The sequence below is a fragment of the Rhizobium sp. CFBP 13644 genome, assembly GCF_014842165.1.
Taxonomy (GTDB): Bacteria; Pseudomonadota; Alphaproteobacteria; order Rhizobiales; family Rhizobiaceae; genus Agrobacterium; species Agrobacterium tumefaciens_C.
In genome coordinates, this window is the sequence record NZ_JACYVF010000002.1 from 386,589 (window position 1) to 404,937 (window position 18,349).

17 protein-coding genes are annotated in these 18,349 nt (G+C 56.9%); 12 read left to right on the forward strand and 5 right to left on the reverse strand.

Translation table 11 applies throughout. The annotated features are described in order from the left end of the window. The first annotated feature begins 223 nt into the window (after positions 1 to 223). From IFT53_RS06975 to IFT53_RS06990, 4 genes are all read left to right on the forward strand, one after another. Positions 224 to 844 (forward strand): L,D-transpeptidase, encoded by a 621-nt coding sequence (locus tag IFT53_RS06975; protein ID WP_192064268.1) that lies wholly within the window; start codon positions 224 to 226, stop codon positions 842 to 844. 68 nt (positions 845 to 912) lie between these two features. After that, positions 913 to 1,710: a class II glutamine amidotransferase gene (locus IFT53_RS06980; RefSeq protein ID WP_192064267.1), complete on the forward strand. Its 798-nt coding sequence runs from the start codon at positions 913 to 915 to the stop codon at positions 1,708 to 1,710. 27 nt (positions 1,711 to 1,737) lie between these two features. Next, positions 1,738 to 2,946: an MFS transporter gene (locus tag IFT53_RS06985; protein WP_192064266.1), complete on the forward strand. Its 1,209-nt coding sequence runs from the start codon at positions 1,738 to 1,740 to the stop codon at positions 2,944 to 2,946. Positions 2,947 to 3,115: 169 nt separating this feature from the next. Next, complete coding sequence (locus IFT53_RS06990; RefSeq protein ID WP_192064265.1) at positions 3,116 to 3,505, forward strand: DoxX family protein; 390 nt, start codon at positions 3,116 to 3,118, stop codon at positions 3,503 to 3,505. A 57-nt stretch (positions 3,506 to 3,562) separates the two neighbouring features. Here IFT53_RS06990 and IFT53_RS06995 read toward each other — a convergent pair whose 3' ends face one another. Next, a complete protein-coding gene (locus IFT53_RS06995) occupies positions 3,563 to 5,356 on the reverse strand; it encodes a response regulator (protein WP_192064264.1) in 1,794 nt (597 codons plus the stop codon). Positions 5,357 to 5,822: 466 nt separating this feature from the next. Between IFT53_RS06995 and IFT53_RS07000 the strand changes: the two genes are divergently transcribed. Further along, complete coding sequence (locus IFT53_RS07000; RefSeq protein WP_192064263.1) at positions 5,823 to 7,364, forward strand: DEAD/DEAH box helicase; 1,542 nt, start codon at positions 5,823 to 5,825, stop codon at positions 7,362 to 7,364. 50 nt (positions 7,365 to 7,414) lie between these two features. Here IFT53_RS07000 and mnmD read toward each other — a convergent pair whose 3' ends face one another. Next, the gene (gene mnmD / locus IFT53_RS07005) at positions 7,415 to 8,143 is read right to left on the reverse strand and encodes a tRNA (5-methylaminomethyl-2-thiouridine)(34)-methyltransferase MnmD (protein ID WP_192064262.1); all 729 of its coding nucleotides are present in this window, start codon (positions 8,141 to 8,143) and stop codon (positions 7,415 to 7,417) included. On the opposite strand from mnmD, the gene IFT53_RS07010 reads away from it, so the two are divergent. From IFT53_RS07010 to IFT53_RS07040, 7 genes are all read left to right on the forward strand, one after another. Next, complete coding sequence (locus tag IFT53_RS07010; RefSeq protein WP_192064261.1) at positions 8,142 to 9,335, forward strand: NAD(P)/FAD-dependent oxidoreductase; 1,194 nt, start codon at positions 8,142 to 8,144, stop codon at positions 9,333 to 9,335. The two genes, mnmD and IFT53_RS07010, sit on opposite strands and share 2 nt — an antisense overlap. A gap of 104 nt (positions 9,336 to 9,439) precedes the next feature. Then, a complete protein-coding gene (locus IFT53_RS07015) occupies positions 9,440 to 10,147 on the forward strand; it encodes a DUF1045 domain-containing protein (protein WP_192064260.1) in 708 nt (235 codons plus the stop codon). Positions 10,148 to 10,222: 75 nt separating this feature from the next. After that, a complete protein-coding gene (gene puuE / locus IFT53_RS07020; RefSeq protein WP_192064259.1) occupies positions 10,223 to 11,146 on the forward strand; it encodes an allantoinase PuuE in 924 nt (307 codons plus the stop codon). Further along, positions 11,146 to 11,679: a 2-oxo-4-hydroxy-4-carboxy-5-ureidoimidazoline decarboxylase gene (gene uraD / locus IFT53_RS07025; RefSeq protein ID WP_192064258.1), complete on the forward strand. Its 534-nt coding sequence runs from the start codon at positions 11,146 to 11,148 to the stop codon at positions 11,677 to 11,679. The genes puuE and uraD overlap by 1 nt, the downstream gene beginning before the upstream one ends. Positions 11,680 to 11,686: 7 nt before the next feature. Continuing rightward, positions 11,687 to 12,187, forward strand: coding sequence for an ureidoglycolate lyase (locus IFT53_RS07030; RefSeq protein ID WP_192064257.1), 501 nt, complete (start codon positions 11,687 to 11,689; stop codon positions 12,185 to 12,187). Continuing rightward, positions 12,184 to 12,540, forward strand: coding sequence for a hydroxyisourate hydrolase (uraH, locus tag IFT53_RS07035; protein ID WP_042617386.1), 357 nt, complete (start codon positions 12,184 to 12,186; stop codon positions 12,538 to 12,540). Before IFT53_RS07030 ends, uraH begins: the two co-directional genes overlap by 4 nt. Before the next feature lie 5 nt (positions 12,541 to 12,545). Next, positions 12,546 to 13,286, forward strand: a complete 741-nt coding sequence (locus IFT53_RS07040) for a metallophosphoesterase family protein (protein ID WP_192064256.1) — start codon at positions 12,546 to 12,548, stop codon at positions 13,284 to 13,286. On the opposite strand, the gene IFT53_RS07045 is transcribed toward IFT53_RS07040, so the two are convergent. From IFT53_RS07045 to IFT53_RS07055, 3 genes are all read right to left on the reverse strand, one after another. Beyond that, positions 13,287 to 14,531 (reverse strand): D-alanyl-D-alanine carboxypeptidase, encoded by a 1,245-nt coding sequence (locus IFT53_RS07045; protein WP_192064480.1) that lies wholly within the window; start codon positions 14,529 to 14,531, stop codon positions 13,287 to 13,289. A gap of 491 nt (positions 14,532 to 15,022) precedes the next feature. Then, complete coding sequence (locus tag IFT53_RS07050; RefSeq protein ID WP_042617383.1) at positions 15,023 to 16,159, reverse strand: alpha-hydroxy acid oxidase; 1,137 nt, start codon at positions 16,157 to 16,159, stop codon at positions 15,023 to 15,025. A gap of 185 nt (positions 16,160 to 16,344) precedes the next feature. Further along, on the reverse strand, positions 16,345 to 18,303 hold the full coding sequence (locus tag IFT53_RS07055; protein ID WP_192064255.1) for a methyl-accepting chemotaxis protein: 1,959 nt from the start codon (positions 18,301 to 18,303) through the stop codon (positions 16,345 to 16,347). Between the last annotated feature and the right edge of the window lie 46 nt (positions 18,304 to 18,349).

Consider the following 18,349-nt stretch of genomic DNA (forward strand, 5'->3'; position numbering starts at 1 on the left):
GCAGAGGGTGAATTGGTTTCATCGTAAAATACGATTTGCTCACATGTCTTTATGGTTGCAGGCATACTCCTGCTTAATTTCCCGCCATTTTTTTCTGCCCCGCTCCTTTAACAGTAACGGGACGAGGTCGTGGCTCGTTAAGTGTTAGAGCCTGCGATTAGGGGTTTGTTAACCATAAAACCATACTCCTTGTTAATCGAAAGATCTATGAGCCGGGGGTAATATGTCTATTTCGCGTCGGGGCGTCCTGTTCGGGCTTCCACTTCTTCTTGCGGGTTGCGCGAGCACCAACTTCGTTCAACAGAAGACCAATTATGCCGCCTTGCCGAACGAAAAGTTCCCAATGGGTGCCATGCCGCTGGACAAGATCAGCCCTGAACTTCGCCGCCAGGAAGTCGCCTATGTGACAACGCACCCGGCAGGAACTGTCGTGGTGGATACACCTGCAAGACGCCTCTATTATATTATGGGCAACGGCCGGGCGATGCGCTACGGCGTTGGTGTTGGACGCCAGGGTCTTGCGCTGAAGGGCGATGCCTATGTAGGTCGCAAAGCCGAGTGGCCGAGCTGGACCCCGACAGCCAACATGATCCGCCGCGAGCCTGAGCGGAACCGGAAATATGCGGGCGGCATGCCGGGCGGTCCGAACAATCCATTGGGTGCACGCGCCATTTATCTCTACCGCGGTGGCAACGACACGATGTTCCGTCTGCATGGAACCAACCAGCCGCAGTCTATCGGTCATGCCATGTCCAGCGGCTGCATTCGCATGCTGAACCATGACATTGTGGATCTCTACGAGCGCGTACCAGTGGGTGCTCGCATCGTCGTCCTACAGGCCTGATCACCCAACAATTGCCTTGATCCAGCAGTTTGAAAGCTGGATCGCCCCTCCATTGCAACGGTACCATCATGTGTCGTTTTCTCGCCTATACCGGCTCTCCCGTCTGGCTCGACAGTCTCCTGATCGAGCCGGAAAGCTCGCTCATCACCCAGTCGCTGGCGGCGAGGGAGGCGAAAACGGTGGTCAATGGCGATGGGTGCGGCATTGGCTGGTATGGTGAAAGGGGAGAACCGGGTATCTATCGCGGCATCTTGCCCGCATGGTCGGATCGCAATCTCACCTCGCTGTGCCATCAGTTGCGCTCCAGCATGTTTCTGGCCCATGTGCGCTCAGCCACCACGGGCGGCGTATCCATGGCCAACTGCCATCCTTTCGGCTTTGGTCGCCACCTTTTCATGCATAACGGCCAGATTGGCGGCTACGAGAGGGTCAAGCGCGCCATCGAGGCGCATATCCAGGATGAGGTCTATTGTTCTCGCGCCGGGAATGGTGATAGCGAGGCGATCTTCCTGATTGCAGCGGGTCTGGGACTGGATAGCGATCCTGTCGATGCTTTGAAAAAGACCTTGCAGATATGTCTGGATGTGGTGGTTCGGGCCGATATTGACCAGCCGGTGAGGTTCAGTGCCATTCATGCGGATGGCGATAAGCTCCACGCATTTCGATGGTCGAGTGATGATCGTCCGCCGACGCTCTACTGGCGCAATATCGGCGCGGGGATAGCGGTCGCATCCGAACCCTTCGGAACCGGCGTGGAGAGATGGGACATCATCCCGGCCAACACCGTCGCAACGATTGTTGGTACGGATATTAGTTTTGAACCGTTCAACCCCGTTGAACAGCCCAGAATGGTAATGTCTGCCTGAACGGCAGAGCACATTCTATAGAATTGGATGCCTCGGTTGCTGACATTCCCGCGCGAAAACCTTCGGTGGCTGAGCGCCGGTTTTGCAATGCTCTTTGCGTCGTCCTTCGGTCAAACCTTCTTCATCTCGCTGTCAGGCGGTGAGATACGCCGTGACCTGGGCTTGAGCGATGGAGAGTTCGGCCTTCTCTATATGGGTGTCACCCTGGCATCTGCCGTTTGTCTTGTCTGGCTCGGCAAACTTCTGGATGTGAAAACGCCGCGCTTCGTTGTTGCCATCGCAACAATTGCGCTGGCACTGGGAGCAATCAGCCTGGCCTATGCCACCTCGCTGGCTTTGTTGATTTTTGGTCTGTTTCTCCTGCGTCTGTTCGGCCAGGGAATGATGGTGCACATAGCCTACACCACAATCGGGCGCTGGTTTGCAGCCGAGCGCGGGCGGGCCGTATCGATTTCAGCGCTGGGTCTGAATCTCGGACAGGCCATTTTGCCGCTGCTAGCCGTGGCGGCTATTGCCGGGTTCGGCTGGCGAACTCTGTGGGGCATGGTCGCGGCATTCATCGTATTTTTGTTGCTGCCATCACTCCTCGCACTCACGAAAATCGAACGTGTCCCGGTCGTTGCGTCGTCATCGCAAAACGCGGTCGTTTCCCGCAGCTGGACGCGGGGCCAGGTGTTACGCGATCCGTATTTCTACCTGCTTCTTCTGGGCATGCTGCCGCCTGCCTTCATCAGCAACACCATTTTCTTTCATCAGGTGCACCTGTCGCAATCCAAGGGATGGCCGGTCGAAACCTTTGCCTCAGCCTTTCTGCTCTATGCTGTCACGGCTGTTTTGAACTCGTTGCTTTCAGGATATCTGGTCGACCGGTTTTCAGCGCTTCGCTTGCTGCCATTCTACTTGTTGCCATTCGGTGGTGGCTGTGTGCTGCTTGGCACCGTCGATGGCCCCTGGGTCGTTTTCGCCTTCATGGTTCTTTACGGAATATCCGATGGCTTCTCGCTGACACTTTTTGGAAGCCTCTGGCCGGAAGTGTACGGCGTAAAATTTCTGGGGGCCATCCGCGCCGTCATCGTCGCCATCATGGTTTTTGCCTCAGCGCTTGGCCCCGGTCTTGGTGGGATTCTGATCGATTCCGGCGTTTCCTTCACATCTCAAATCATTGTCATGGGCGCCTATTGCATCCTGATTTGCGCGGTTTTGCTGCCGGTAACACGCCAAGCGCGTAAGCGGTGAAGCGGGGCATCGCGCCCTGCTTGCGGTCCTCTCCGATATGTGATTGCACAGGCGGTGAAGAGGTCGCAAGCCGTGTTGTTATTGGGCTTGAAACGTGTATTTCAAATGCTGCCTGTATTAGTCATGTTTAACTTTCAACAGTTCGCATTTACGCCTCGAGGACACACCTATGGTATTTTTTGAAAGACTGTCGCGCTATCAGCCCTACGCTCTGGCTGCGCTGCGCATCATCACAGCGCTTCTGTTCATTGAGCATGGCACACAAAAGCTCTTCGGCTTTCCCGTATCTCAGATGGAAGGCGCGCTGCCGCCCATGTTGCTGATTGCCGCCATTCTGGAGCTGGTCGGCGGATTGCTCATTCTCGTGGGGCTTTTCACCCGCCCGACGGCATTTGTGCTGTCCGGTTTGATGGCCTTTGCCTATTTCATCGCGCATGCACCGAAAAGCATTTTCCCGGTCCTGAACGGCGGCGATGGCGCCATTCTGTTCTGCTTTGTCTTCCTTTATCTGGTGTTTGCAGGCGCCGGTGCACTGTCGGTTGATGCAAACCGCCGCTAATTCATTGCCGATCTGACATCAACGCCGCTTGAGCCCACCTCAAGCGGCGTTTTGTTTTCAGTTCGCCAGCCTTGCCAGCGACTTCATCAGCCATGTCTGAATTTTGGCATTGAGCAGTTCCGGGCTGATCGGTTTTGACAGATAGTCATCCATACCGGCTGCGAGACAGAGATCGCGGTCGCTTTCCTGCGCGTGTGCCATGACACCTATGATCGGCACCCGGCTGGCATTCAACATACGATCTTCTTCCGCGCGGATGGCCTGCGTCGCGCGATATCCGTTCATGACGGGCATGGAGATATCCATCAGGATGATCGATGGACGAAAGGCTCGCCATATCTGGACTGCCTGTTCGCCATTGTCGACAATCCGGTATCTGAGGCCGGTCTGCTGAAGGATCTGGTTGAAAACGATCTGATTGACATCATTGTCTTCTGCAATCAGCACATCCAGCGAACTGGTAGTCCTGTTTGGTGCCAGCGTCGGAACATGGCTGACGTTGGGTGTTGCTCGCGTCAGGTTGAGCGGAGGTTGGGTCTCCGCGACAGTGCTTTTGGACGTGTCTTGAGCTGCTGAACGTCTCGCACGGTTCTTATGAACAAGTTCCGTCAGTGTTTTTCTCAGCAGTTCTGCCCCTACCGGTTTCATGAGTTGAACATCGAGTGCGTCGTGGTCTGCACTGGCCATGTCCGTCGAGGTCAGTGCGATCATCGCCGTGTCGCTCAGGCGCGGGTCTTGTCTCATCGTGAGGGCCAACTCCATGCCACCCAGAACCGGCACGGTATGGTTCAGGATGATGGCATCGATGGCAAAGCCGATGCTGGCTGCTTCCTTTAAAATTGCAAGCGCAGTCGCGGTGCTTTCTGCGGCGTAGGCGTCAACGCCCCAGCACGTCAATTGCTCGCTGAGGGCACCTTGAGCAGCGGCGTCGTCAATGACCAGCACGCTCAACGTGACGTCCTGGGCAAGTGCCGGTTCCTCCAACATGACCTGCGCTTCGGTCTGCGTGTTTTCGCCAACGGGCTCCTGCTCCTTCGGTGCCGCGTTGCTCTCGCGTTCACGCGCGATAATGTCGGTGCAGTCGAAGGCGGTGATGAGGATCTTGTCACCGCCGATGCGTTGCTCGAACAGGATGATCGGCCGTCCAGACTTGCTCTCGATCTGTTCCGATGTGGGGCCGTCTATCAGCTTGAGATGCTCGACGCCCTCTTCAACGCGCAGATTGTCGACATCGGAGCTGTCAAAGGCATTCTCCAGATAAGCACGATAATTCTGGCCTGCGAGGTCGATCTCTTCACTGATATCCCACAGCGTGTGAAAACACCCGTTGGCATATTCGATTGTCAGGTCCGGCCCCACAAGCATGATGCCGACTGGCAGAGAGTCCAGAATGGATTGAGCGTCCGGTTGCGGGTTTTCAGCTGCACTGGCTTGGGCGAGGGGGATGGGCAGAACATCGGGCTTCGGAGATGTGGAAGTCTCTTCATTGTGCTGGGCCGGAGGCATCGCCTCGAAAACCTCAAAGAGAAACAGGCTGCCATCTTCGGTTTCAAACCGTTCGCATTTTATGGCCGGGGCCTCGCCCGGACTAAAGCCTGCGCATTTCAGCGTTTCATCGGTTGCAAAAACGAGGCAGCGCCGTTCCTTATCGTCCCGGTCACCATCATCGGCCATGCCGTGTAATTGACGGGATGTCTTGCCGGTAAAATCTTGGCGGGATCGCCCGGCAAATCGCGCATAGGCGTCGTTCACGCAGATATATCGAAGCTGGCTATCCTTGATGCAGGCGGGCAGATCCAGCGTCATGACGCCGTCCCGCGCTTTCTCAAGCAATCCACCAGCAGCTATCAAGTCAGTCTCCGTCTATTCTGCGGCTTGCAATGGAATCAGCTTTAACGTGCAATGTCGTTCACTGTATAAACTATTGTAGAATGGTGACATTGGCCATGCAGCCTCAGTCGCATTAAGGTCTTTTTAACCGTCATTTTTAACCAATTATTCACTCTCTACTCTGGCTACAGCACCTGTGGCTTGCGCAACAATCAAAACATTCACTTGACTTTCCGAGCAAAAAAGACCAAATCCCCGTCAAGCTTTCCCCTTTAGGCGGCCGCGTGAGCCGCAGCGTCGAACAAACTAGATGATGCATGAAGGAAAAGCGCATTAATGCAGGAGCCGGCGAAACCGCCGCACTGAAGCGCAGAAAGTCATTCCAACCCACAAGTTCCCAATTCACGCGGGGTTCTTGACGCCAAGACAACCGGACCAGCAGGGCTGATCCGGGTTCAAGCGTTTTGGCGCCCCGAAAGGTATACTATTGACCAGTTTTAGCGAACTCGGCCTCTCCGAAAAAATCGTGGCCGGCGTCACCCAGCTCGGTTACACCACACCTACGCCGATCCAGGAAAAAGCGATCCCGCTTCTTCTTCAGGGTCGTGACGTTATTGGTCTTGCACAGACCGGCACAGGCAAGACGGCTGCTTTTGGCCTGCCGCTCATCGAAATGCTGTTGAAGCAGCCTGATCGTCCTGCAAACAGAACGACACGCACGCTTATTCTCGCTCCGACACGCGAGCTGGTGAACCAGATTGGCGAAAGCCTTCGCGGCTTCGTGCGCAAGACGCATCTGAAGATCAATCAGGTCGTTGGTGGCGCGTCCATCAACAAGCAGCAGATGCAGCTGGAAAAGGGCACAGATATTCTGGTTGCCACGCCCGGTCGCCTGCTTGATCTGATCTCGCGCAATGCGATTTCCCTGTCCAAGGTGACTTTCCTTGTGCTTGACGAAGCCGACCAGATGCTGGACCTTGGCTTCATCCATGATCTGCGCAAGATCTCTCGCATGGTTCCTGCCGAGCGTCAGACTTTGCTGTTTTCAGCCACCATGCCTGCTTCGATTGCAGATCTGGCCGGCAGCTATCTGAAGAACCCGGTTACCGTACAGGTTACGCCTCCGGGCAAGGCCGCCGACAAAGTTGAACAATATGTTCACTTCGTTGCTGGCAAGAACGACAAGACCGAGCTTCTCAAGAAGTCTTTGACCGAGAACCCCGATGGCCGCGCCATCGTGTTCCTTCGCACCAAGCATGGCGCTGAAAAGCTGTCCAAGTATCTGGAGCACATCGGCTTCAAGGTTGCCTCGATCCACGGCAACAAGAGCCAGGGTCAGCGCGAACGCGCTCTCAAGGGCTTCAAGGACGGCGAATTCAAGGTTCTGGTTGCCACAGACGTCGCAGCACGCGGTATCGATATTCCAGCCGTGACGCACGTCTTCAATTACGATCTGCCTGAAGTGGCTGACGCTTACGTGCACCGTATCGGTCGTACGGCACGCGCCGGTCTCGATGGCATCGCAATCGCATTTTGTGCACCGGACGAAACCCGTCTTCTGCATGATATCGAAAAGCTGATGAAGATCGAAATTCCTGTGCTGTCGGGTGAGCGTCCAGCTGGTCTGGTCAGCCCGTCGCGTGGCGGCAACAACAACCGTGGTGCTGGCAACCGTGGCAACGCCAATGCCAACGGTCCTCGCCGTCAGGGCGGAGAACGTGGCGAACGCGCCCATGGTGACCGCCCGCAGCGCGGCCCCCGTGATGGTGCTCCGCGTGATGCCGGTCGTCGCAATGGCGATTTCCGTGGCCAGCGCGCTGGTGAATTTGCACCGGTCGAGCGTGACAACGATCTTGAAAGCACATCGGATTTCAAGCGTCCAGCCGTTGAAGGTGGCGCTGGCAAGCCAGCTGCAAGCCGCAACCACCGTGGTGGCCAGGGTCGTCCAGCCCGCAAGGCTGGCTCGTTCGCGCCAGCCGGTCAGGGTCGTCCTGCCGGCAACGCGGGTCGCGGTCGCAAGCGCGGCTGATCAGATCTGATCTGAATATGGAAACGCCCGGATCTTTGTCCGGGCGTTTTTTATTGCGCGGGCTTCACGCCGCAGAGCATTTCTCGTTTGCCCGCAAAGCCGGGCCGACGCTCGACGGTAAAGCCTGCCGCACCCAGATTGCGCCGCACGAAACCAGCAGCGGCAAAGGTGGCAAATGTTCCGCCGGGTGCTGTCTTTGCAAACAGCGCCGACATGATCTCCAGCGACCACATATCCGGGTTCTTCGAAGGCGCAAAACCATCGAGATACCAGGCATCGAACATATCCCTGCTTTCGATGATGCCCTGCATGGCATCTCCGCAGAAAACGGTGAGACGTGTCTGCTCGTCCAGCGTGATATCGATCCACCCTTCCGGGTTTTGGGGCCACTGCGCGACGAAAGCCTTGCGCTCTGCGTCCAGTTGCGGCCAGTGGGACAGGGCGCGGTTCAGCTCGCTCGGGCTCATCGGGTAGAGCTCGAAGGAGACGAAATGCAGCGTGGCATCGGCGGGGCGGTGGAGTTTCCACTGCCGCCACGTTTCACACAGATTAAGCGCTGTGCCGAAGCCGAGTTCGCCGATGCGGAATGTGCCTTGCGCCGTTTCCCAGCGTTCCGGCAAGCCATTTCCAGCCAGCGATACGTGGCTGCATTCCTGCCGACCATCGGTCTGGCAATAAAAATGGTCGCCAAAGGCCAGCGAATAGGGCATATCGCCCTCTCGCCAATCCAGCATATTAGAGCCGGCTCGTGCCGGCATGTTTTCGTCGGGATGTGTCATGGTTCAAGCCGATAGTCTTCCCCGGCAAACAGGTCAATCACCTTTGCCCTCAAGCATCCCGTTGCTCATCATCGGCGGTGGTATTATGGGGCTGTGGGCGGCGGTGAAGGCGGAGAGGCTGGGTATCGACACTTTGCTGGTCGATGCAGGCAGGATCGGCAGTGGGGCAAGCGGTGGTCTCCTGGGTGCGTTGATGCCGCATATGCCGGACCGGTGGTCGGACAAGAAGCAGTTTCAGTTCGATGCCTTGCTGAGCCTTGAAGCGGAGGTTGCGCAGGTTGAAGCCGAAACGGGCCTTTCGGCAGGTTATCGCCGGTGCGGGCGCATCATTCCGCTTCCCAAGCCGCATCTGGTAGACATCGCAGAGCGACACCAGAAGGATGCGCTGATCAACTGGAACAAGGACGGACGGCAGTTTCACTGGCATCGTCTGGATGCGCCACTTGTCGATGGCTGGGTGGCTGCCGAAGCCGGGGATGCCGGTTTTGTCCACGACACGTTTGCTGCCAAGGTTTCTCCGCGCGCGTTGATGGCTGTGCTGGAACATTCTCTGCGCCAGGCCAGACATGTGCGCGTGGTTGAGCAATGCGGTGTTTCAAAACTCGACCCCGGCGGTACAGCGACCCTTTCGAACGGTCATCAGATCCGTTTTGGTCATGCCATGGTATCGGCGGGGCATCATTCATTCCCGATGCTCACTAACGCACTGGTCCTGCCCGCAACGCCAAGGCTTGGTCAGCCCGTTAAGGGGCAGGCGGCCGTGCTGGATGTCGGTGTCGATCCGGCAATGCCCGTGGTGTTTCTCAATGGCCTCTATGTCGTGCCGCATGAAGATGGCACGGTTGCTATTGGCAGCACCAGCGAGGAAGAGTTCGACGATGCCAATGCCACGGATGGAAAACTGGATGCGTTGATTTTGCAGGCGCAGCAGATTGTGCCACAACTTTCGGGCGCTAGAATCATCGAGCGTTGGGCCGGTTTGCGCCCCAAGGCTATCGGGCGGGAGCCCATGGTGGGTTGCCTCCCGGATCATCCGAAAATTATCGCGCTGACAGGCGGTTTCAAGGTGAGTTTCGGTTTGGCGCATCGTCTTGCAGACGCCGCGCTGAACGCTTTGATGGAAAAGCCTCTGGATGTGCCGGTCAGTTTTACGCTTGATGAGCATATCAGCGTTTTCAACGCAAAGATGTGAATTTAGGGCGTTCCACGTCGTCAATCTGTCACGCAAATCACCTAACAGCTTAGTTCATGCAATATAGCTGATGAAAACCGTTTCGGACGGCGAGGTGACCACGCATGCGATACGCAATTCATTTTACGCCATCCCCAAATGACCCGCTGACCCATGTTGCAGCTGCCTGGCTGGGGCGTGATGTCTATTCCGGCCAGACCGTGGAGCCACCTGCGGTTTCGAGCCTTGGCATGCAGGAAATCTCCTATCACACGGCCCTGCCGCGTCGTTATGGTTTCCACGGCACGATCAAGGCGCCGTTTCGGTTGTTGAATGATGTCAGCGAAGCCGCACTTCTGCGCGGGCTGATGCATTTTGCCGGAACCCATCAACCTTTTTCACTGCCACCGCTGGAAATTGCGAAACTGGGCAATGTCTATGGTCTGGTACCATCATGGCCATGTGAGATGCTGAATTTCCTTGCCGCCAGTGTCGTTCAGGAATTTGATCACTACCGCGCACCCTTGTCCGATGCCGATATTGATCGTGCCGACCCGGATCGCCTTTCGGCCACTCAACTCACGAACCTGCATCGCTGGGGCCATCCCTATGTCATGGATGAGTTTCGCTTCCAGATGACGTTGACCGGTGGGGTGGCGCCCGCAGATTGCGCGCGCGTGGAGCGGGCAGTGCGCAGCGTCTTTGCGCCAGCGCTTGAACGGCAGATCGAGTTTTCCAATCTGGCACTGTTTGTCGAGGATGAGCCGGGTGCGCCTTTCAGGGTCCATTCGCTGCATCCCATGGGGCGTGTGTCTGCCCGCAAGAGTGCATGACGCTGCTTTTGAAAATGCTCTCGACTTTCCGGCCCGCGATGTTACCGTTCACGAAATTTGCGTGAAGGTGATTTGATGATTTCCGCTGACTATCCCCGTAATCTCATTGGTTACGGCCGCCACACCCCTGATCCGAAATGGCCTGGTGATGCAAGAATTGCGGTGCAATTCGTGATCAATTACGAAGAAGGTGGCGAAAGCTGCATTCTCGATAGCGATAAGGCTTCAGAATCGCTTCTGTCGGAAATTGTTGGTGCGCAACCCTGGCCGGGGCAGCGCAACCTCAACATGGAATCGATCTATGAATATGGGTCGCGGGCCGGTTTCTGGCGGCTGTGGCGCATGTTTACCGATCTTGGAGTGACGGCAACCGTCTATGGCGTTACCTCGGCCATGGCGCGTAACCGCGAAGCAGTAGCCGCGATGAAGGAAGCCGGATGGGAAATTGCCAGCCACGGTTATCGCTGGCTGGAATATAAAGACTTTTCCGAGGAAGACGAGCGTAAGCATATTCTCGAAGCGGTGCGCCTTCATACGGAGCTGACGGGCGAACGCCCCTACGGCATGTATCAGGGCAAGCCATCCGACAACACGCTGCGGCTTGTGATGGAGGAGGGCGGCTTCCTCTATTCGTCCGATAGCTATGCGGATGATCTGCCGTTTTGGGTCAGGGGCCTGAAAGACGATCCGTTCCTCATCATTCCCTACACGCTCGACGCCAATGACATGCGCTTTGCAACGCCGCAGGGCTTTAATTCCGGCGATCAGTTCTTCACCTATCTGAAGGACACGTTTGACGTGCTCTATCAGGAAGGAGCAGAGGGTGCCGCCAAGATGATGAGCATCGGTCTTCACTGCCGCCTCGTTGGCCGCCCCGGTCGCGCAGCAGCACTGCGCCGTTTCATCGAATATGTGCTTGGCCATGAGAAGGTCTGGATACCGCAGCGCGTCGAAATCGCCCGGCACTGGCATGAGCATCATAGACCGGAGGCGCTGTAATGGTGGACCGAGTTGAGTTTATCAGCCGTTTCGGCGGTGTGTTCGAGCATTCGCCTTTCATCGCCGAACGCGCTTATGATGCCGGGGACATTCATGAACCGCTGACGGCGGGGGGTGTCCATTCCGCGCTTGCCAAGCAGTTTCGTGCCGCGAGTGACGAGGAACGGCTTGGCGTGTTGCGCGCCCACCCTGATCTTGCTGGAAAGTTGGCGATTGCGGGTGGCTTGACCGAAGACAGTCGCAACGAGCAGGCGGGGGCAGGTCTTGATCGTCTTTCGCCAGATGAACATGCACGCTTCACCCAGCTTAATGCAGCCTATGTTGAAAAGAATGGCTTCCCGTTTATCATCGCCGTCAAAGGCTTGACGAAGGATGACATTCTGCGCGCTTTTGAGACGCGCATCGATAACAATGCGCAAGACGAGTTCGCCACCGCGACGGAGCAGGTTGAGAAAATCGCCCTGCTGCGATTGTCTGTCTTGCTGCCTGATAACGCTGACGGTTCCGATCAGGCGCGTGCGGACCAGAGGTGAATGTATTTTGACTGATTTTCTGGAAATCCTGCCTCTGACCAAGGCGGCATTCGCGCCCTTTGGCGATGTAATCGAGACAGACTCCGCCACTGTCAGGCTCATCAATGGTGGCAACACCGAACGGCACCATGCGCTGGCAGCAGCAGATGTGACGGGCGAGGGCGCGCGGGTCGTCCTGAACATTTTTCGCGGAAAGCCTCGGCAGTTTCCCTATGCTGTTGATATGATGGAGCGGCATCCGCTGGGGAGCCAGAGCTTTACGCCCTTGAGCGGCAATCCGTTTCTGGTGGTTGTGGCGCAGGATGATGAGGGCAGACCCGGTAAACCTCACGTGTTTCTGGCGCGGGCAAGTCAGGGCGTGAACTATCATCGCAACGTCTGGCACCACCCATTGATGACGCTGGGTTCGACAAGCGATTTTCTGGTTGTCGACCGCGATGGGCCCGGCAACAATCTGGAAGAATCCTTTTTCGATCGACCCTATTTCATCACGGACCCTCAGCCATGACCGGCCTTACGACACATGTTCTTGACGCAGCCCACGGCACGCCCGCGCAAGGATTGAAGATTGACCTTTACCGGCTGGATGGCGAAAGCCGCGAAAAGCTGAAAACCGTTGAAACCAACAGCGACGGCCGTGTGGATGGCGGCCCTTTGTTGATCGGGGAAACATTCCGCGCCGGGCAATATGAGCTTGTGTTTCATGCAGGTGATTACCTGCGAACAAAAGGTCTTGTTCTGCCGGAGCCAGCCTTTCTCGACATCATTCCCATTCGTTTTGGCATCGCCGATGAAAGCGGGCATTACCACGTGCCACTGCTGCTTTCGCCCTATAGCTACTCGACCTACCGGGGAAGTTAAGCGCCATGATCTTTGCCGCCATCGCTGATATCCATGGAAATTGCGCTGCTCTGGAAGCGGTTCTCCGCGATATCGAGAGGCTTGGCATCACCGATATCGTCAATCTGGGTGATTGCTTCAGCGGCCCGCTCGATGCTGGCCGCACGGCTGATATTCTAGTGGGGCAAGCCATGCCGACGGTGCGCGGCAACCATGATCGTGCCTTGATCGATCGCCCTTTTGAAGAGATGGGCGACTGGGAAAAGCCTGCATATCAGCAGCTTTCGCCAGCCCATATCGCCTGGCTGGAGGCGTTGCCTTTCGACCTCGTTTTCAAGGATGTGGCCTATTGCTGCCACGGCTCACCGGTGGATGATCTGGGTTATTGGCTGGAGCAACTGGCGCCGGAAGGGTTTCTTCACCAGCGCGCGCGGGCTGAGATTGAGGCTCTGGCCGATAGCATCAAGCAACCGCTCATGCTGTGCGGCCACACCCACATTGCCCGCACGGTCCAGCTTTCGGATGGTCGGTTGATCGTCAACCCCGGCAGTGTCGGCTGCCCGGGCTGGAAGGATGATGAACCGTTTTACCATCAGGTTGAGGCGGGGCATCCACTTGCCAGTTATGCGGTGCTGGAAGAAACGGCGCAGGGCTGGCAGGTTTATGCGAGGCAGGTACGTTATGACAGTGCGACAGCGGCAGAGCTTGCACGCGCCAATGGCATGCCCGCTCTGGGCACGGCCATCGCCACCGGCTGGCTCGGCTGATTATCCCTCATTCGCCATCACGACACAGGAATAGGACTGCGCCTTCAAATCCTTGCAGGCGGAAAGGGCTGCCGCCTGGCTATCGAAGCCGGTAAACCGCGCGCGATAGAGCGTCGTTGCCCCACTGCGTACCGCTTCGGTGTAGGGCGCAATTCCTGTGTATGCAGAGACGATGGTTGGGCGGGCACTGCGCAGCAGCGACATGGCTGCGGCCTGAGTGTCCGCTGCCGCGATCTGAACTTCCCAGTCGCTGCGCTGAGGATCTGCCAAGGGATGAGACGATGACGTGTCTACCATCGCCATGGCGTTGCTGGCGGTGGCGATCTGCATGGCCACAGGATCTGTCCGGCGTTCCCGGAACATGGGCAATGGCACGGTGGCCAAGGCGACATAGAAGGTGCGGCTTGTGCTGGCGCTGGCAATCAGCTGCTGATTGACACCAGATCTGGATGCCTTCGGGACGGCCTGATCCAGAAGAGACGCCATTTGGGCATCGCGGCTACGGGCGGTCTTGCCACCAAGAACGACGCCCACGACACTGCGACCATTGTGGTTGACCGCGCTGACCAGATTGAAGCCGGAGGCATTGGTATAGCCGGTCTTGATGCCATCGACCCCGGTATAGCGCGCCATCAGGCGGTTGTGGCCGCGTATTGTTTTGCCGCGAAACTTAAAGGACTGCGTGGCGAAGAGTTTGTATTCTCTCGGAAAATCGCGCTGAAGCGCAAGGCCGAGCTTGGCCATGTCACGCGCCGTTGTCACTTGCGACTTGTTGGGCAGACCGGATGCGTTGCGGAAGGTGGTTTTTGTCATGCCAAGCTGGCGCGCCTTGCGCGTCATCATCTGCGCGAATTTCGCTTCGGAGCCACCAATGTGATCGCCCATACCTTCGGCCATATCATTGGCAGACTTGACGATCATGCCATAGACCGCTTCTCGCACCGTGAATGTCGTGCCTGCCTTGACCCAGAGTTTCGAGGGGATCACGGAGGCTGCGTGTCTGGACATGATGATTTTCTGATCCCAGCGCAGCCGTCCCTCGTTCAAGGCTTCGAAAACCATGTAGAGCGTCATCATCTTGGTGAGGGAGGCTGGATAATTGACCGTATCGGCATTTTGGGACGCCAGCACTTTGCCCGTCTTGGCATCCATGACGAAATGCGCGTAGCCCGCATGGGCCTCAGATGCTTGTAACGCAAAGACCATACTGAGAAACGCCAATGCAAAGATCCATGCTCCAGCCATTCCTTGTTTGATCGTTCCCAGCATCAATTCGCCCCTTGTTCGTCCATGTCTTCTGGTCCCGAGCCTACCGATAGATTGAGGCAACGAAACCGCTCAAACTTTAAAGATCGCTTTCATCCCTAATTAAGTATGAAAATCGACCCCTATTGGTGGCGGGTTATTTTCTTGGAGGATGACCGCCGTAAAATACGTTTCCGCCCAAAATCTTGCTCAGAGCGAGATGACGAAATGCCGTTGGGCGCGCGCAGTGATCTGGCCAACAGCGCGCCCAAACGCGCTGGATATTAGGGATTTTGCGGGGCTCTACGAATGCGGGCGGTCGTGCCTCTGACGAGACGGAGCGTGGGCCGTTCCAGTCTGGAAGGCAGCCGTGGAAGTTGAACGTCACGGCCATTTTTCTGGGTAAATTGAAGAAAGTGCCTCACGGGATCGTGACGACCACGGTCGCCTCGAAACTGCCTGCGCTCTCTTTTGAGAGCGCAGGTCTGGTTTCAACGAACGAGAATGCTGCGATCCACATCGGTCAGCAGACGCTTGCCGCACAGCGCCATGGTCACATCCATTTCCTTGCGGATGATTTCCAGAGCGGTTGTCACGCCCTGCTTGCCAGCTGCGCCTAGGCCATAGAGGAAAGGGCGGCCGATATAGGTGCCCTTGGCGCCGATGGCGATGGCCTTCAGCACGTCCTGACCGGAGCGAATGCCGCCATCCATATGGACCTCGATCCTGTCGCCAACCGCATCAACGATCCTTGGCAATATCTCTATGGAAGATAGCGCGCCATCGAGTTGCCGCCCGCCATGGTTGGAAACGATGATGGCATCGGCTCCCGTATCGGCTGCGGCGCGGGCGTCTTCCTCATCCAGAATGCCCTTGAGGATCAGCTTGCCGCCCCAACGTTCCTTGATCCATTCGACATCCTTCCAGGACAGGCGTGGGTCGAACTGTTCCGCTGTCCAGGAAGACAGCGATGACAGATCGGCAACATTCTTGGCATGCCCGACGATGTTTCCGAAGGTGCGGCGTTTCGTGCGCGCCATATCAAGGCACCATTGCGGGCGCGTTGCCATTTGCCAGATGTGTTTTGGCGTGAATTTCGGCGGTGCAGACAGTCCGTTGCGCAGATCCTTGTGGCGCTGGCCAAGAATTTGCAGGTCGAGCGTCAAAACCAGCGCCGAGCATTTGGCGGCCTTGGCGCGGTCGATGAGGTTGTTGACGAAATCACGGTCCCGCATCACGTAAAGCTGGAACCAGAAGGGGCGGGAGGTGACAGAGGCCACGTCTTCGATGGAGCAGATGCTCATGGTCGACAATGTGAAGGGAACGCCGAATTCTTCCGCTGCCTTGGCGGCCAGCATCTCTCCATCCGCGTGCTGCATGCCGGTCAGGCCGGTGGGGGAAAGCGCCACCGGCATGGAAACCTTTTCGCCGATCATTTCGGTTGCCAGCGACCGGTTGGTCATATCCACGAGCACACGCTGGCGAAGCTTGATCTTGGCGAAATCATCTTCATTGGCGCGGTAGGTGCTTTCGGTCCATGCGCCACTGTCCGCATAATCAAAGAACATCTTCGGCACGCGGCGTTGAGCCTGTTTCTTCAAGTCAGAAATCGTCAGTGCTTTGCTCATGGATGAAGCCTTCAAATTTGAATGTCTTCTTCACCTACCATGAGCGCGGGATTTGTAACATTGAAAATGTTGGCCTGTGGTCTGCGACGCGCAGCAAAAAATGCGGAGGACAAAACCGCATCACAGGAAAAAGCTCATAAAAAAAGGGCGGCACAAGCCGCCCCATTTTCGGTCTATCGTTGCTTTCAGAACTCTTCCCAGCTGCTTTGAACTGCGGCAGCCGATGCGCCGCCGCCGAAAGCGCCTGCGATCTTGCGGCCAAGGGCGCGGGCAGGGGATGGCGCCGGTCTGGACGCGGTTGACGCTGCTCTGACAGGTGCGGCCTGTGCCGGTGCCGCACGGGCTGCGCCATCTGAGGCGCCCAGGTTGAAGCGCTGCAGCAATTGGTTGAGAGAGGCTGCTTCCTTGGCAAGGCTATGGCTGGCCGCAGTCGATTGCTCGACCATGGCAGCATTCTGCTGTGTGCCCTGATCCATGGTGTTGACGGCAGTGTTGATTTCCTGAAGTCCAACAGACTGTTCACGCGAGGATTCAACAATCGCTGTGATGTGACGGTTGATTTCCTGGACTTCGCCAACGATGACTTCCAGAGCGCGACCGGTTTCACCGACCAGATGCACGCCGGAGCGAACGTGTTCGCCAGAGGTGGTGATCAGTGCCTTGATTTCTTTTGCGGCCTTTGCAGAGCGCTGGGCGAGTTCACGCACTTCCTGTGCGACAACGGCAAAGCCCTTGCCCGCTTCGCCCGCCCGTGCTGCTTCAACACCGGCGTTGAGCGCCAGAAGGTTGGTCTGGAACGCGATTTCATCGATGACGCTGATGATGTTGGTGATTTCGCCCGAAGAGTGCTCAATCTCGTTCATCGCAGTCACGGCCTGACGAACGACGTCGCCGGATTTTTCCGCACCTGCACGCGCCTTGGCCACGAGCCGGCCGACTTCTTCGGCGCGATTGCTGCTATCTTTCACCGTTGTGGTGATCTCTTCCAGCGCCGCTGCCGTTTCTTCGACAGAGGCCGCCTGCTGTTCCGTGCGTTTAGACAGATCGTTGGCAGCAGAGCGGATTTCATTGGCACCTGCATCGATCCCGCGGGCATTCTGTCCCACAGCACGCAAAGCGTCATTCAGGTTGCCGACGGAATCGTTGAAGTTGGCGCGCAGCGTATCGAGATGGGCCACGAATGGCGTGGTGATGCGATAGCCAACATCACCGGCGGCCAGACGTCCGAGACCCCGGGCCAATTCATCAACGGCAAACTGGGTATCAGCTGCGTCCTGCTCTTTCTGCGCTTCGCGCTCCAGGCGTTCTTTCTCGGAAAGGCTGCGGCTTGCTTTGGCTTCATCTTCCAGACGCGTGCGCTCAAGCGCATTTTCGCGGAAGATGGACACTGCCTTTGCCATCAGTCCAACTTCGTCGTTGCGGTCCTGTCCATCCACAGGGGCAGCGGTTTCACCCTGTGCAAGGGTCGTCATGCGTTCACGCAGCGCGGCAATGGGTGACGTAATTCCCTTGGCGGCAACAATAAGCGCGGCAAGAATTCCCAATGCGAATACGCTGCCAACGACAGTGAGGCCCATCAGAATGGCGGAATTCGTCGCGTCGGTCAGACCGTCACTTTCTTCTGCTACCGATTCTACGATCTTATCCAGAGCGCTTGCATTGTCTTTGGTCAGGGGAATAATCAGGGCGTCAGCCTTGGCCAAAACCGCGGCAGCTTCGGTGTTGCGGTCTTGCTGACCCAACAGAACAGCCTGATCCGTGAGGATGGTAACTTCCTTCGCTCTGGATATCAGCGCATCGATGGCTGCCGTTTCTTCGGGAAGGTTGTCTTTCGCCCCCTGAAGGCGCTTGAACATCGCCGTCTTGCTTTCATTATAAAGGGTAACCGCCGCCTGCAGACGCGGATCCTCTTTGTTATATGAAAGTGTTTGGTAGGCAGAGTAAGCGGCGGCAACCAGATTTCGATTGGCGCGAGCCAGTTCAACAGTGGACGTATTATCCTTGGAGATGAACTCGCTGTAAGCGTCGTCTGCTGCTTTGAACTGGACTGAAATATATGCAGTGCCGCCCATTCCTACGATGCAGAGCGGGACAATTAAAGATAGGATTTTGGTGCGAATACTCGCATTTTTTAAAAAAGACATCTTCCCTCGCGATTGGGTAATGGGTGCGAAAACGGTGCATCTGAGC